Below are 16,641 nucleotides of genomic sequence, written 5' to 3'. Positions count from 1 at the left end.
GGGCCGGATTAATGGCAGGCGCAAAAGAAATACGCACACAGATTTCGAGCATTAAGAGCACGCAAAAAATTACCAGCGCGATGGAAATGGTCGCCGCCAGTAAAATGCGTAAAGCTCAAGAACGCATGCAAAAAGGTAAACCTTACGCTACCCGTATGCGCTCGGTGATCGGACATCTGGCAAACGCCAACCCCGAATACAAACACCGTTTTATGCAGCAGCGCGATGTTAAACGCGTGGGCTTCATCGTCGTTTCCACAGATCGCGGTTTGTGTGGCGGCCTGAATGTTAACCTGTTCAAAGCAGCATTGAAGAAAATGCAAAGCTATTCTGAACAGGGTGTGGGCGTAGACTTGTGTTTAATCGGTGCGAAATCGCAGGCGTTTTTCAATCGTTTTGGCGGCAGTGTGCTGGCAAGCACTCGCGACATTGGTGAAGCACCAAGCGTTGCTGATTTGATTGGTTCAGTCAAGGTTATGCTCGATGCCTATTCTAATGAGGGTATCGATAAGTTGTACCTGGTGAGCAACGAGTTTGTGAACACCATGACACAAGACCCTGGTGTAGCGCAGCTGTTACCACTTGAGCCAAAACAAGACGAAGAGCTGCAGCATCACTGGGACTACTTGTATGAGCCGGATGCTGAACAGTTGCTTGAAGGCCTGCTGACCCGTTATATCGAGTCACAGGTTTACCAGGCTGTCGTAGAAAACGGAGCTTGTGAGCAAGCCGCTCGTATGATCGCTATGAAAAGCGCCACCGATAATGCCGGTGACCTTATTGACGGTCTGCAGCTTGTCTACAACAAAGCTCGTCAGGCGGCAATTACTCAGGAATTGTCAGAAATTGTGAGCGGTGCAGCGGCGATTTCTTAAAATCCCGTACGCCATTGTGAAGAATTTAGCTTAAACCTTCAGGCTAAGAGCCTGAAATAAAGAGGAATCGGAAATGAGTAGCGGACGTATCGTACAGATCATCGGTGCCGTGATCGACGTGGAATTTCCACGTGATGCAGTGCCTCAAGTCTATGACGCACTGACTATCACCGAGAAAAACCTGACCTTGGAAGTTCAGCAGCAATTGGGCGACGGTGTGGTACGCACTATTGCACTGGGTTCGTCTGAAGGTTTGCGTCGCGGTCTGGATGTCGAAAACACCAATGAAGCGATCAAAGTACCTGTAGGTGCTGAAACCTTGGGTCGCATTATGGATGTGTTGGGTAACCCCATCGACGAAGCCGGCCCTATCGGTGAAAAAGACCGTATGAAAATTCACCGTAAAGCCCCTGCTTACGCAGAGTTGGCAGCTTCCGATGAATTGCTGGAAACCGGTATTAAAGTTATCGACTTGGTATGCCCATTCGCCAAGGGTGGTAAAGTTGGTCTGTTCGGTGGTGCCGGTGTTGGTAAGACCGTTAACATGATGGAGCTGATCAACAACATCGCCAAAGAGCACAGCGGTTTGTCTGTATTTGCCGGTGTGGGTGAGCGTACTCGTGAAGGTAACGACTTCTACTACGAGATGAAAGAGTCCAACGTACTGGATAAAGTTGCCATGGTTTACGGCCAGATGAATGAGCCACCGGGTAACCGTCTGCGCGTTGCATTGACCGGTCTGACTATGGCCGAGAAATTCCGCGATGAAGGTAAAGACGTACTCTTCTTCGTCGATAACATTTATCGTTATACCCTGGCGGGTACCGAAGTATCGGCACTGTTGGGTCGTATGCCATCGGCGGTAGGTTATCAGCCAACTCTGGCCGAAGAAATGGGTGTACTGCAAGAGCGTATTACCTCGACCAAGACCGGTTCTATTACCTCTATTCAGGCCGTTTACGTACCTGCGGATGACTTGACCGATCCATCGCCAGCGACCACCTTTGCTCACTTGGACTCAACCGTAACCTTGAGCCGTGACATCGCCTCTAAAGGTATTTATCCCGCTATCGACCCGCTGGATTCAACCTCGCGTCAGCTTGATCCATTAATCATTGGGCAAGAGCATTACGACATCGCGCGCGGTGTACAGATGGTGTTGCAGCGTTATAAAGAGCTGAAAGACATTATTGCGATTTTGGGTATGGACGAACTGTCTGAAGAAGATAAGCAGACCGTAGCACGTGCCCGTAAGATTGAACGCTTCCTGTCTCAGCCTTTCCACGTAGCGGAAGTATTCACCGGTGCGCCTGGTAAGTACGTATCCCTGAAAGAAACCATCCGTGGTTTCCAGGGTATTTTGGCTGGCGATTACGATCACCTGCCAGAGCAGGCGTTCTACATGGTTGGTACTATCGACGAAGCCGTCGAGAAAGCCGAAAAAATGAAGTAATTGGGCGCGGCGCAAGCCGCTCCCTAAAAGCTTGAGAGGCAGATTATGGCAATGACTGTCCATTGCGATATCGTTAGTGCAGAAACAGAGATCTTTTCCGGTTTGGTAGAGATGGTTGTGGCAACAGGTAGCCTGGGTGACCTGGGTGTAACCTATGGTCACGCACCACTGCTGACTGGCTTAGAGCCTGGTCCTGTTCGCATCAAAAAGCAAGGCGGTGAAGAGGAAGTCTTCTATGTATCCGGTGGATACTTGGAAGTTCAGCCGAATCATGTATCCATTTTGGCCGATACCGCCCTGCGCGCCGGCGATATGGATGAAGCCGCTGCCGAAAACGCGAAAAAGCAAGCCGCTGCTAAGCTGCTGAATAACTCCGGTGAAATGGACTATTCCAAGGCGGCGATACAGCTGGCCGAAGCTTCTGCTCAATTGCGCGCTTTACAGGCGATTAGACGCAAAGCGCGGAAGTAACTCACGCCAAGGTACATCGGCATTAAAAAGGGTAGCTTCGGCTGCCCTTTTTTCGTTTAGAGCTTTAACTCTCAGCGGGCATTGTCAGATATTGGTATCATTCGCTTACCCCTCAAACATACGTCTATTGGAGTTGATCAGTGCTGGATATTGTGATTTTGGCGGCGGGTAAAGGCACCCGTATGCGCTCGGCTACGCCCAAGGTCCTACAAACTATTGCAGGCTTGCCAATGGTGAGTCATGTATATCAAGCCGCTAGTGCATTGCCTGGCAATAATGCACCTCCAGTGATCGTAGTGGGGCACGGTGGCGCAGAGGTGAAAGAAAACTTTTCCAGTCAAACAGTGCAATGGGCCGAGCAAAATCAGCAGCTGGGAACCGGTCATGCCGTTCAAGCTGCCCTACCCCACCTTGGCGAGTCGACCACAACATTAATTCTGTATGGCGATGTACCGTTAATCCAACCGAAAACACTGCAGCGTTTATCAGCCCAATGTAACGGGGAACAATTGACGCTATTGACTGTTAACCTGGCAGACCCTTCCGGGTATGGGCGTATAGTGCGCGAGCCAAGCGACAACAGTATTGTAGCCATTGTGGAAGAAAAAGACGCCAGTGATGCGCAGAAAAAAATAGCTGAAATCAACACCGGAATCATGGCAGTTCCCACCGATAAACTGCGTGACTGGTTGCCGCAGCTATCGAACAACAATGCCCAACAAGAGTATTACCTAACCGATATCGTTGCCATGGCCAAGCGCGACGGCACAACTATTACCAGCTGTCAGCCCCAGGACTTGTGGGAGGTGGAAGGTGTGAATAACAGACAACAACAAGCCACCTTGGAGCGCCAATATCAGTTAAATCAGGCCAATGCCTATATGCAAAAAGGTTTGATGTTGCTCGATCCTACTCGCTTTGATTGTCGTGGTTCCCTTATATTTGGCCAAGATGTATGCATTGATATCAACGTTATTATCGAAGGTAATGTAGAGCTCGGTGATGGTGTAACCATCGGCCCCAACTGCATTATTAAAAACGCCACAATCGCCGCGGGTAGTCGAATAGAAGCTAACTCGATGATCGACAACAGCCAACTGGATACTCACTGTACCGTTGGACCTTTCGCCCGTTTGCGACCGGGCAGCGTGTTACAGGCTAAGGCAAAAGTTGGAAACTTCGTTGAAATTAAGAAGTCTGTAATAGGTAAAGGCAGCAAGGTGAATCACCTAAGCTATATTGGTGATTGCGATATGGGCACTGGGGTTAATATTGGTGCCGGCACTATTACGTGCAACTATGACGGTGTAAACAAATTTAAAACAGTGATTGGCAATGATTGTTTTGTCGGCTCTAACACGGCACTAGTTGCTCCGGTTGAGTTGGCCCGCGACTCTTGTATCGGTGCTGGCAGCACTATTACCAAAAGTACAGAAGCACAAGACTTAGCCATTGCCCGCGCTAAACAGCGTAATTTACCGGGTTGGCAAAAACCAACCAAACAATAAGAGAGAACAATAGTGCAATGGTTTGAAGTACTTGTTTTATCTCTTATTCAGGGGCTGACGGAATTCTTACCGATCTCCAGCAGTGCCCACTTGTTATTAATTCCACTGTTTACCCAGTGGCAAGATCAAGGGCTGGCTTTTGATATTGCATTACATTTTGGCAGTTTATTAGCGGTTGTTACGTATTTCAGAAAAGATATATTTCAGCTTTTTATAGCCTGGTGCAAAAGTTTTAATGGTGTACATACCTCTAACTCAAAACTGGCCTGGAGTATTATTCTGGCCACTATCCCGGTAGGGTTGGTTGGTCTTCTGGCCAAATCAGTGATTGAAGAACATTTGCGCACAGGCGTGTACATGGCCTATAGCTTGATTGTTTTTGGTTTACTGTTGGGGTGGGCCGATTGGCGTTATGCTCAAGCGCAAAAGCGACAAGTTAAACCTGTGCTTACCGATGAACACAGTATGACCAATCGTCAAGTGTTGATTATTGCCTTAAGTCAAGTACTGGCATTAATACCCGGCACATCACGCTCGGGCATTACCATGACAGCAGGTCTAATGACAGGTATGACTCGTGAAGCCAGCGCACGATTTTCATTTTTGTTGAGTATACCGGTTATTGCGCTTGCCGCAGGCCTGCAAACCATAGAGTTGCAGGCTCAGCCGACAGAGACAGCCTTGTTTCCTCTAATAGTCGGTACGGGGCTTTCAGCCATCAGTGCTTATGCGTGTATTCACTGGTTTCTCGCACTGATTAAAAAATACGGACTACAGCCTTTTGTTTGGTATCGCCTGTTGCTAGGTGGTTATTTGCTTTACTTATATTACTGAACGGAAAAATCAATCAAATGAAGTATTTATTAAGTCTCCCTCTGTTAGCCACGATCGCCGTACTGTTAACGGCCTGTAGTGCTAACCACCATCAAAGCGATAAAGAAGATTTAATGATTATAAAAAGCCCTAATGATCAGCGAGCTTATAAAGCCGTGCAGTTAGATAATCAGCTGGATGTTGTACTGATATCAGACCCTTCATTAGAGGTAGCCGGTGCATCATTAAGTGTGGGTGTGGGCAGTTATCACAACCCTGAGGCTATACCGGGTTTAGCGCATTATCTGGAGCACATGTTGTTTTTGGGTACAGAAAAATACCCAGAAGCTAATGGTTTTCAAACCTACGTACAAAAAAATGCGGGGTTTAGCAATGCTTATACCGCCACCGACCATACCAATTATTTTTTTCAAATTGGTGAAAAAGCCATTGAAGAAGCGCTAGATCGTTTTAGCGATTATTTTAAGTCTCCGAATTTTGATAAAGAGTACAGCGCCAAAGAAAAACACGCTGTCGATAGCGAGTGGTCTATGGGCCGCACCCAAGACGGCCGAATTATTAATCGGTTGCGAGGCATCACCGCTAACCCCGCACACCCTGCGACGAGAATGTCGGTTGGTAATCTTGAGACATTGCAAAATAACGACAATGTAGACGTCTACCAAGCGATGCTGGGTTTGTATCAACAGTACTATTCTGCCAATAACATGAAACTGGTTGTTTTTGGCAATCTCCCTATTGGTGATTTGGAAAAAATAGCGCGTGAAAATTTTACAGCTATTGAAAACAAAAACATTGCACGCCCCAGCATTGCCGTACAAGGTCTAACAGCAGCCCAGCTAGGCAAGCATATTGATTACCAGCCGAAAAAACCAATGCGTGAGCTGGTGATTGAATTTTCAATCGACGACAATTCAAATCAGTGGCCCTATAAACCCAATCGTTTTATTGCCAACTTGATTAGCTCTGAAGAGCCCGGAACCGCCGCACAAGTATTAAGAGCTAAGGGCTGGGTGGATAATTTTACTGCCAGTGTAAGCCCGCAATATTATGGCTCTGACGGTATTTTCACCATTAACATTGGCTTGACCGAAACCGGCGTAGACTATCAAGACGATATAATTGCCACGGTATTTTCGTATATTGAAAAAATTAAAAATAACGGAGTTGATGAGGTATATTTCAAAGAATATCGAGCAATGCTAGACAAACGCTTTGCCGATTTACAAGTGCCACAGGCGTACCGACAAGCATTACATTTTTCCCGGGCTATGTTCGATTTGCCGATAGAAAATCTTATTAATGCAAACTATGTATTAAGTGAGTTTCATCCGCAAAAAATTCAACAGATATTGGATCGAATGCAACCAGAGCTTGCCCGTATTTGGCATATCTTGCCAAGTGTTGAGGTCACTGAAGATATACCCTACTACGATGGTCAGTACGCTATTCGCCCCATCACTGAGCAAGAACTCAAACTATGGCAAGAAAAAGCCAAAAAACAGCAGTTATCTTTACCGGAAGAAAATGACCTGTTTAGCTCGGGCAAAGCACAGATTGTCGATAATGATCTAGCTTCTCCTAAACGTATTGTAAATCAACCCGGTATAGAAGCCTGGTTAACACACAGCCAATACCATCAGTCAGAATACGGTTATGTACAGGTGATGTTTAATACAAACTTACCTGTTAAGAGTGCTAAAAACTCAGTAATGAGCGATCTAATCAATCGTGTTTTTGCCCAAAAAACCACTGCCTTAAGGGATAAAGCGGGTCGCGCTGGTATTGGTATGGGGATTGAGCGCCCCAGAGAAAATCACGCCTTAACGCTGTCAGGATATACAGAAAAACACCCTCTTCTGTTTGCAAGAATGCTCAAGCGTTGGATTAATCTAGAGTTTGATGCGCAATCGTTTGCCATTGCGAAAGAAGGGTTTAATGATTGGCTACAGGGGCGAAAAAAAGATGATCCTAATAGGCAACTTTTCACCGAATTAAATCGCTTAATGTCGACTCACGGTTGGACTGATCAGCAATTGGCTGAAGCACTCGCAGAGGTTAGGCCAGAAGATATACAGCAATATCACCGTCAAATTTTGTTAAACAATAGAATTCGTATTTATGCCTTTGGTAACTACACCCCAGAGAATGTGGAGGCAATAGCCGCTAGTACCCAAGCACTTTTACCTGGCAACTGGCAAGCCCAAGAGCGCTACTTGAGTGAGTACAAGCCGGTAAAAGCTGGTATAGAAATAGAGCACAACGGTACCACCCAACATACCGACAATGCCTTACTCAATGCGTTTTACTCTCCGGTCGATAAGTTAACCACCGGTGCCGAGTTGTTATTGCTAAACTCGGTATTCAATCAAGCCATGTACAACAAATTAAGAACCGAAGAACAAGTGGGTTATATTGTGGGATCAAGTATTGATCGCATTGGTTACCATTGGGGCTTAATGATTTACACACAAACGAAAAATACCGCATTGCAGCCTCTACAGGCGCGGTTTGACCTATTCATTAAAGACTATAGACGCGATCTGGCTGAGCTTGATGAAAGTGTGTTTGATACTTTACGTACAACACTGATAGCGCAAATTAATCAGCCACCGGGTAATTTTTCCGATGAATACCCAAGGTTTCTCAATGATTTTTATCGGGGTAATGATGACTTTAACACCCGACAAAAACTGACTGAAGCGATAGAAGCAACCAGTAAAAACCAGGTTCTATCGTTATACGATAGCCTACTGCTCGGCGATAACGCAGAGCGTGTAACTGTCCAGTTACAAGGCGAGCTTTTTGTTAGCCCATAACAAAACAGTACGCGCAATGCCCGCGCGCTACGATTAGAGAGTGTGAAAGATTATGTGTGGAATAGTTGGGGCCATCGCCCAGCGCGATGTAGCGCAAATATTATTAGAAGGCTTAAAACGTCTGGAGTACAGAGGTTACGACTCTGCTGGTTTAGCGGTCATCAATCCAGAGAATACCATAGAGCGAATTCGTGCCTTGGGTAAGGTGCAAGCCTTGGCCGATGCTATGACAAACCCAATAATTGGTGGCACTGGTATTGCCCATACTCGTTGGGCAACTCACGGTGAGCCCAGCGAGAATAACGCCCATCCTCACACCAGTTCGGACAATATTGCCCTGGTGCACAATGGCATTATTGAAAACCATCAGGAGCTGCGCCAAGAACTTGTGGCTGAGGGTTATCACTTTCAATCACAAACTGATACCGAAGTGATTGCTCACCTTGTGCATAAAGAGCAACAACAACGTAACGATCTATTGGCATCCGTTCAGGCCGTCACCCAGAAGTTGCGTGGCGCCTATGGTACCGTGGTAATGGATAAAAATACCCCAGAGCAACTGGTAGTGGCCCGCTCGGGAAGCCCGCTGGTTATTGGTTTAGGTATAGGAGAAAACTTTGTCGCCTCAGACTCGCTCGCCCTCTTACCGGTAACGCGCCAATTTATTTATTTAGAAGAAGGCGATGTTGCCTTAATCACACGCGATCATGTTTATATTGAAGATGCCAACGGAGTAGAAGTTGACCGCCCTGCGCAAGAATCTACCGCCAGTTACGACGCGGGCAACAAAGGCGATTTCCGCCATTTTATGCTCAAAGAAATCTACGATCAGCCCCAGGCTGTGCGTAACGCGCTGGAGTCGCGCCTGGCTCAAGATCATGTGCTAGAGCAAGCGTTTGGCACTGAGGCCACGAAAATATTTGCCCAAGTACGCCACGTACAAATAGTCGCCTGTGGCACCAGTTATCACTCGGCAATGGTCGCGCGCTATTGGTTTGAATCTTTGGCTGGTATTGCCTGCAGTGTCGAGATTGCCTCAGAGTACCGCTACCGAAAATCCGTGGTACCCGAAAACAGTCTGTTGGTGACGATTTCGCAATCCGGTGAAACGGCAGATACCTTGGCCGCGTTAAGAATGGCGCGTCATTTGGGTTATTTGGCTACCCTGGCAATTTGTAATGTGGGTGCATCGTCGTTGGTGCGAGAATCCGATCTAGCGTTTATGACACGCGCCGGTGTGGAAATCGGCGTTGCCTCAACCAAAGCTTTTACTACTCAACTGGTCGGCTTGGCGATTTTGGTGCTGTCTTTAGCGCAACACAATCAGATGAACCCAGAGCAGCTCAAGCAGCTGGTTAGCGCACTTAAAAACCTACCGCAAAAATTAGAAGAAACCCTTAACCTTGCTTCGTCTATTGAAACCATGGCCAAAGAGTTTGCCGATAAGCACCACACGTTGTTTTTGGGGCGCGGCGACCAATATCCTATCGCCATGGAGGGGGCGTTAAAGCTCAAAGAGATTTCTTATATTCACGCCGAGGCCTACGCCGCGGGTGAGTTAAAACACGGCCCCTTGGCACTGATTGACGATGATATGCCCATTGTTGTGGTTGCCCCTAACAACGAGTTGTTGGAAAAATTAAAATCCAATGTTGAGGAGGTGCGCGCGCGCGGCGGCTTACTGTATGTGTTTGCCGATATCGATGCTAATTTTCAATCGGACGACACCATGCGGGTTATTAACCTACCCCATACCGACCCTTGGCTGGCCCCGGTGGTGTACACCATTCCGCTGCAATTATTGTCTTATTATGTCGCTATTATTAAAGGTACCGATGTTGACCAGCCGCGTAATTTGGCCAAATCGGTTACTGTCGAATAATGGATCGGTTGGATACTGAGTTGGTAGTGCGCGGCTTAGCACGCAGTCGCGCTCATGCGCAAAAGCTGATTAAAAATGGCTGCGTCAGTGACAGTAATACAAACTTGCCGTTGACCAAACCCAGTCAAAAAATCGAGGTAAATACACCGTTGACGGTCACCGCCACCGAGGAAGATCGCTACGTCTCGCGAGGTGGTTTAAAACTTGAGGGTGCATTGCAACATACCGGTATTAAGGTTTCTGGTGTAACGGCACTCGATGTGGGTCAATCCACCGGTGGTTTTTCCGATTGCTTATTGCAAGCTGGTGTTAATGCTATCGTTGGTGTCGATGTGGGCCACGACCAACTGTCCCAATGCATCCGCGAGGACACGCGCGTTACAGTTTACGAAGGAATTAACGCCCGTGCCCTACCCTTAACACTGCGCGATACTCACAGCGCCGCCGGGTTTGATTTGGCGGTTATGGATGTCTCGTTTATTTCACAAACGCTGATCTACCCTTCGCTGGCCCCATTACTGGCTCCCGGCGGGTATTTGCTCAGCTTGGTTAAGCCGCAGTTCGAAGTAGGCCGTGAGGGAATAGGAAAAGGCGGTATTGTGCGCGACGCCAGTCTATATAAAGAAGTTCAAGCCAAAATCAAAGCCTACTGCCAAGCCAATCAACTACAGGCGAAAGATTACTTCGACAGCCCGATAAAAGGCGGCGATGGTAACCGCGAGTTTTTTGTGTGGGCGCAGAAGGGCCGTTAGCAACCTGCTAACGCCGCAAGGAAAGTCGTTTATGGTCAAATGGTTTTGTCTGTTGTGCCTTAACGCAGTGTTGAACGCGTGTGTTTTTTATCCGCCACCCACCGATAACGCTAATAATGAGTCTTTTATCAGTGTCGTGGCACGGGGGGTTCAAATACACAGTACCGACGCTATCGCCTGGGGTGCACCTCTAGAAATACTAGCCTCAAAACCCAGTGAAATCACAACCGAAGAAATTGAACACTGGCAGCAATTACTGCTATCGGCCTTAGAGGCCGATGGTTTGATGATTGCAGAGGAGGAAAGCCGTGCCCGTTATCTAATTCGAGGCGCCCTGGTGCTCGACAGCCAGCTGTCAAAAGCGCAAATGATCACTCGCTTTGGGGTGGCACCAGCCCTTGCTAATGCAACCCAACTGAGTGATAAAACATTAATAATCTGGCTAGACAACGCCTACACTCAACATTCGGTATGGCGCGGGGCTATGACGCTGAATAAGTCAATTACGCTGACCTTGCCGCTCAAGTTACAAAGCCTGGATCAGGCTGCGCGAATATTCAGCCACAATATCGCTCAGTTGCAGTGATTCTTGGTTCAGCTACTATCTAATCTCAATGCCCCTGATTTAGAATAGAGGCCTTTGCAATTGCATAGAAACCCAGTCATTAAGTCGAACATCAGCTTTCGAGGATCGTCATGAGCGTAATCGCTAATACTCAAGGGAACACAAACAATTCGTCGCACATCGATGCCGCCAAAAGTGGGCGCCGAAAAAGAACGTTTGCCGGTAAGCAATTAGCGCTAGCACTGGCCGTGGCCAGTGCTCATTGCGCCATGGCGGCGCCCGAGGGCGGCGTAGTGATCGACGGCAATGCCAACATCCACCGCTACGGCAACATGACCGATATCAACCAGCACAGCCAGAACACCACCATCGTGTGGGACAGCTTTGATATCGACGCCAGCGAAATCGTTAACTTCCTGCAGCCGAATGACACCTCTATTGCGCTCAACCGCGTCTTCAGCGCCGACGGTACCCAGATCAATGGCCAGCTTAACGCCAACGGCCGCGTTTTTGTGTTGGACGCGAACGGTGTACTGTTTGGCCAAGACGCCAGCGTCAACGTCGACTCCCTGGTGGCTTCTACGTTGGACGTGTCGCACACCGGCTATACCCACTTTACCTTTAGCGGCAATGGCGCCCCCGCCTCGGTATTAAACTTAGGCGAAATCACCGCTGCCGACACAGGTGCGGTAGCGCTTTTAGGTGGGCAAGTCAGTAACCGCGGTGTCATTCACGCCAAGCTGGGCAATGTGGCACTGGCTGCGGGCAACCAAATCACCCTCGATTTTGCCGGTGATGGCCTGCTGAATGTACAAGTGGACCAAGCCGCGCTGAACGCCTTGGCGGAAAACCACGGCCTGATTCAGGCCGACGGCGGCCAGGTACTCATGACTGCCCACGCCAGTGACGCGCTCTTGCAAACCGTGGTCAACAACACCGGCGTGATTGAAGCGCAAACCCTGCAAGAGCAAGACGGCAAAATTTTACTACTGGGCGGCATGACGCCTGAGACGGGTGGCACTGTGCGTGTCGGCGGTACGCTGGATGCTTCTGCCCCCGAAACTGGCGACGGCGGCTTTATTGAAACCTCGGGCAGCATTGTCAAAGTTGGTGCCGATGCTGTTATTACCAGCGCAAGCGCGGGTGGTGCAGCGGGCACCTGGTTGCTCGATCCCACGAACATGGAAATCAGCTACGACGAAATGGGCGGCAACGATGGCACCAGCCACGTCCACACCCAGGCGTTGCAAAACTCTTTGGCCGGCAACAATGTCACACTGCAAACTGCCAACTCTGGCGGCGGAGCCGGCGATATCACCATTGCCGACCCGATTATTTGGGCCAGCGGCAATACCCTAAGCCTGGATGCCGATGGCGGCATTGCCTTTAACGACTATCTGCACGCCCCCGGCGGCGGTCTCACTCTCAATGCCGTGGGCAACATCACCACCGGCGCCGAGGGCCATATTAACGTTGACACCTTTACCTTAAACAGCGGTAACTTTTCGCAAATTTCAGCCACCCTGCCCACATTTATGGCCGATGATTTTGTGATTAACGGCGGCACCTTTACCCGTGCCACCGGTGGCAGTGTGGGCGGTGCAGCTTTGCAAATTACCGACGTATTTGGGTTGCAGGGACTGGATACCACGTTGAATGCTGATGCCGTTTTGGTAAGTGACATTGACGCCTCGGGTACCTCGGGTTGGAATGGCGGTGAGGGTTTTGATCCGATTGGTGATGAACTGAATGGTTACTCTGCTGATTTTAATGGCGGCAGCAATGTCATTAATGGTTTGACTATTAACCGACCTACTGAAAGTGCGGTGGGTCTATTTGCCAATGCGTCGAACGCTACCATCACAGATGTGGGTTTAACCAATATTAATATTGTCGGTGAGGGTTATGTCGGTGGCCTAGTTGGACACAGTGCTGGACAAATCACTGGCAGTTACGCCACAGGTGAGGTAACGGGGGCACATAATGTTGGTGGCTTGATGGGGCTTGCAGATCCATTGAACGCCATCTCACAAAGCTACGCTAATGTTGCGGTAACCGGTGAACATACCGTTGGTGGTCTAGTGGGGGGAGCAAATAGTCTTTCAGTTAACGATACTTACGCTACTGGCAGTGTCACGGCTACAGGCCCTGGCCCAGGTGGTAACGGTGGGCTCATTGGCCAGGCAAATACATCGTCCATTAATAACTCTTGGGCGAGTGGCTTGGTGTCAGTTGCGGGTGGTGGGCCAGAAGGTGGCTTGGTGGGTAGTAGCGGCGGAAGCACTTTCACCAACAGTTACTGGGATACGTTTACTTCGGGCCAATCGTTTGGTGCTAATGGCAGTACTCCGGCCGGTATAAGCGCTGTAGACGGTGATTGGAGTGCACCTGATGCCTATAACCAGACATCTTATACGGGCTTAGATTTCACCGACGACTGGTTTATCGCCGAGGGCAGCTCGCGCCCCATGCTGCGCGCCTTTTTAGACGGCGGCAATATTTCCAACCTCTATCAACTGCAAGGTATGGCCGCCAATCTCGCGGGCAATTACGCCTTGCTCAACGATATCGATGCCTCAGCCACCGCTGACAGTGTGGCGGCGGGTAATGGCGGCAACTACTCCGATGTGTGGGGTGGTCGCGGGTTTTCTCCTGTCGGAAATTTAGTACTACGTTTCACCGGAAGCCTCGATGGTCAGGACTTTGTGATTGAGGGTCTTACTATCGACCGACCCGATCAGGATTATGTGGGTCTGTTTAGCGTCACCAGTAATACCACTAACCTGACTGGAATCGGCCTAGAGGGAGGATCTATTGCTGGACAAAACAACGTGGGTGGCCTGGTGGGGCGAAACGATGGGAGCATAACCAGCAGCTACGCGACGGGTGCGGTTGATGGTGCTATCTATGTAGGCGGCCTGGTGGGCCAAAACATAGAGAGCATAACCAGCAGCTACGCGACGGGCGCGGTTGATGGTGACATCCAAGTGGGCGGCCTGGTGGGCGAAAACATAGGGAGCATAACCAGCAGCTACGCGACGGGCGAAGTTGGTGGTACTGACAATGTGGGTGGCCTGGTGGGTGTAAACATTGGGGGCATAACCAGCAGCTACGCGACGGGCGAAGTTGGTGGTACTGACTATGTGGGCGGCCTAGTGGGCAATAACACTACAAGTGGAAGTATTACCAGCAGCTACGCGACGGGTGCGGTTGATGGTGCTAACTATGTAGGCGGCCTAGTGGGACTAAACTATGAGAGCATAACCAGCAGCTACGCGACGGGCGAGGTTGATGGTGATACCAGTGTAGGCGGCCTGGTGGGCGCAAATGCTGTTTCCGGTACTGTTAACGCCAGCTACTGGGACAGTGATACCACAGGCCAAGCCGATGCCATAGGGGCTGATCTTAACGCCCAAACGGTCAATGAAGTCCAGGGCGACTGGGGCAGTAGCCCCAATGCCTACAACCAGGCTAGCTACGAAGTAGCCGGCCAAGAGCTGGATTTTACCAACGATTGGTTTATTGCCGAGGGCAGTTCCCGCCCTATGCTGCGCGCCCATCTCTCGGGCGGCGGTGAAATCCATAACCTCTACGACCTGCAAGGTATGGCCGCTGATTTAGGTGGCAGCTACATCCTTATGGCCGATATCGACGCCTCGGCCACGGCCGACAGTGTGGCGCAGGGCGATCTTGGCAACTATTCGGATATCTGGGGTGGGCGCGGTTTTGCGCCGGTAGGAGACACCACGACACCGTTTGCTGGTAGTTTTGATGGTGCTAACAATGTCATTTCACAATTGACCATTAATCGCTCTGATCAAGATAATGTGGGCCTTTTCGGTTTTTCCATGGGTGCAACCATGGCCGATGTTGTCATTAGTTCTGCGGATGTGACAGGTAATGATTATACCGGTGTGCTTACAGGGATCATCGATGGTTCCACAAGCGGGGTCATAGTTTCGGGCACGGTAAGTGGTAACGTGCATGTTGGTGGTTTAATCGGCCATGTTATTTCTGGGAATCAACAAAATAATGGCTCTAATGTATCGGTAGTAGGTGTTGATACCGTTGGTGGTTTAGTTGGCTTAAGTTTAGGAAACATCTCGGGTAGTTATGCGAGTGGTGATGTACAGGGTGACACCGATGTCGGGGGGTTAGCTGGTCGCAACATCGGAACTGTTTCTAATAGTTATGCTACAGGTGAAGTAACGGGAACAAATAGCGCTGAAAATATTGGTGGTCTAGTAGGCTTCAACATTTCACAGATTGAACAAGGTTACGCAACAGGAGCGGTAACAGGAACAACGAATGTAGGTGGTTTAGCTGGCTTCAATGTAGGCTCAATCGACAACAGTTACTGGGACTTGGGCGTTGTAGCGACGGGTGTTGGTCAGAATTTTGGTACATCGAATGCAGTCGGTCTTACCACCACCGAGTTTATGGAATTGGCGTCTTTTACCGGCTGGGACATCGATGCTGAGGGTGGCACAGGCGCCACTTGGCGAATCTACGAAGGCCAATCGGCGCCACTGCTCCGCTCCTTCTTAACCGAAATCGACGTCATCGCTTACGACGACTACAAAGTCTACGATGGCGCGGCCTACGACGGCCTGCACGATATTAACGCGACAACCGGTGCCGGCGTACGCTACGGCACCAACTACGCCGAGTTTGTTTCGGTGTTTGGCGAAAACGGCACGCCTTACGGCTCGGACGACATTAACAGCCCCGATTTAGAATACAGCGGCGACTCGCAGGGCGCGGTGAATGTCGGCACCTACGATCTTACCCCGAGCGAGCTGTGGTCCAACCAAAGCGGCTACGACATTGTGATGAACGACGGTGTGCTCACCATCGATCAAGCCGTGGTCGAGGTCACAGTGACCATTGACGACGCCAGCAAAATCTACGGCGAGGCCGACCCCACCTTTAGCTGGGATCTTACCTCCGGCTCGCTCGGTTCGGGCGACTCTTTAACCGGTAGCCTATCGCGCGAATCGGGCGAAGATGTCGGCAGCTATGCCATCACCGGTAATATCACCGGTGACCTGGACAGCCCTAACTACGATGTGACCTTGGTCGACGGTGTGTTCACCATCACCCCGCGTGAGATTACCATCAGTATCGACGACTTATCCCGCGTGTACGGCGAGGCGGACCCGGCGCTCACCTACAGCGTCAGCGGCGAGCCGGCCAGTGGCGATGATTTCACCGTGGCGCTATCGCGCGAGGCCGGAGACGATGTCGGTGACTACGCCATTACGGGTGATGTGGGTGGCGATGTCATGAATGATAACTACCTGGTCAGCGTCGAAGACGGTGTGCTTACCATTACCCCGCGCGAGCTTACCGTTACCATCGCCGATTTGGTAAAAGTCTACGGCGAAAATGACCCCGCCCTGAGCTGGGCGGTCACCGACGGCTCACTGGCAGCAGGTGAAACGCTGGACGGCACCCTCAGCCGCGCCGCGGGCGAGAATGT

The 16,641-nt window shown here is 49.9% G+C and carries 10 protein-coding genes; all 10 read left to right on the top strand.

Features of this window, described 5'->3' with window-relative positions; genetic code table 11:
- The first annotated feature begins 11 nt into the window (after window positions 1-11).
- The gene (gene atpG, locus Q4563_RS09625) at window positions 12-875 is read left to right on the top strand and encodes a F0F1 ATP synthase subunit gamma (RefSeq protein ID WP_215974678.1); all 864 of its coding nucleotides are present in this window, start codon (window positions 12-14) and stop codon (window positions 873-875) included.
- A gap of 73 nt (window positions 876-948) precedes the next feature.
- Entirely contained in the window at window positions 949-2,328 is a 1,380-nt protein-coding gene (gene atpD, locus Q4563_RS09620; protein ID WP_215974677.1) for a F0F1 ATP synthase subunit beta, read from the top strand.
- Window positions 2,329-2,373: 45 nt separating this feature from the next.
- Window positions 2,374-2,799, top strand: a complete 426-nt coding sequence (locus Q4563_RS09615) for a F0F1 ATP synthase subunit epsilon (protein ID WP_215974676.1) — start codon at window positions 2,374-2,376, stop codon at window positions 2,797-2,799.
- A 140-nt stretch (window positions 2,800-2,939) separates the two neighbouring features.
- Window positions 2,940-4,307 (top strand): bifunctional UDP-N-acetylglucosamine diphosphorylase/glucosamine-1-phosphate N-acetyltransferase GlmU, encoded by a 1,368-nt coding sequence (gene glmU, locus Q4563_RS09610; protein ID WP_303604377.1) that lies wholly within the window; start codon window positions 2,940-2,942, stop codon window positions 4,305-4,307.
- Window positions 4,308-4,319: 12 nt separating this feature from the next.
- A complete protein-coding gene (locus tag Q4563_RS09605; RefSeq protein WP_215974674.1) occupies window positions 4,320-5,141 on the top strand; it encodes an undecaprenyl-diphosphate phosphatase in 822 nt (273 codons plus the stop codon).
- A 17-nt stretch (window positions 5,142-5,158) separates the two neighbouring features.
- Window positions 5,159-7,960 carry an insulinase family protein gene (locus Q4563_RS09600; protein WP_303604376.1) on the top strand — a complete coding sequence of 934 codons (2,802 nt, stop codon included), beginning with the start codon at window positions 5,159-5,161 and terminating at the stop codon, window positions 7,958-7,960.
- Window positions 7,961-8,012: 52 nt separating this feature from the next.
- Window positions 8,013-9,842 (top strand): glutamine--fructose-6-phosphate transaminase (isomerizing), encoded by a 1,830-nt coding sequence (gene glmS, locus Q4563_RS09595; RefSeq protein ID WP_215974672.1) that lies wholly within the window; start codon window positions 8,013-8,015, stop codon window positions 9,840-9,842.
- Entirely contained in the window at window positions 9,842-10,594 is a 753-nt protein-coding gene (locus tag Q4563_RS09590; RefSeq protein WP_303604375.1) for a TlyA family RNA methyltransferase, read from the top strand. Before glmS ends, Q4563_RS09590 begins: the two co-directional genes overlap by 1 nt.
- 31 nt (window positions 10,595-10,625) lie before the next feature.
- Entirely contained in the window at window positions 10,626-11,180 is a 555-nt protein-coding gene (locus tag Q4563_RS09585) for a hypothetical protein (protein ID WP_215974670.1), read from the top strand.
- A gap of 110 nt (window positions 11,181-11,290) precedes the next feature.
- Window positions 11,291-16,641, top strand: a 5,351-nt coding sequence (locus tag Q4563_RS09580) for an MBG domain-containing protein (protein ID WP_303604374.1), incomplete at its 3' end; no start/stop codon positions are given.

The organism is Gilvimarinus sp. 1_MG-2023 (assembly GCF_030548285.1).
Note: the sequence above shows the minus strand (reverse complement) of the source record. Positions and strands in the feature narration are given on the sequence as shown.

What these genes read in the sequence shown, in the direction of transcription:
- atpG (WP_215974678.1), top strand. Translation starts at nt 12, where the DNA reads ATGGCAGGCGCAAAAGAAATACGCACACAGATTTCGAGCATTAAGAGC.
- atpD (WP_215974677.1), top strand. Translation starts at nt 949, where the DNA reads ATGAGTAGCGGACGTATCGTACAGATCATCGGTGCCGTGATCGACGTG.
- Q4563_RS09615 (WP_215974676.1), top strand. Translation starts at nt 2,374, where the DNA reads ATGGCAATGACTGTCCATTGCGATATCGTTAGTGCAGAAACAGAGATC.
- Q4563_RS09600 (WP_303604376.1), top strand. Translation starts at nt 5,159, where the DNA reads ATGAAGTATTTATTAAGTCTCCCTCTGTTAGCCACGATCGCCGTACTG.
- glmS (WP_215974672.1), top strand. Translation starts at nt 8,013, where the DNA reads ATGTGTGGAATAGTTGGGGCCATCGCCCAGCGCGATGTAGCGCAAATA.
- Q4563_RS09590 (WP_303604375.1), top strand. Translation starts at nt 9,842, where the DNA reads ATGGATCGGTTGGATACTGAGTTGGTAGTGCGCGGCTTAGCACGCAGT.
- Q4563_RS09585 (WP_215974670.1), top strand. Translation starts at nt 10,626, where the DNA reads ATGGTCAAATGGTTTTGTCTGTTGTGCCTTAACGCAGTGTTGAACGCG.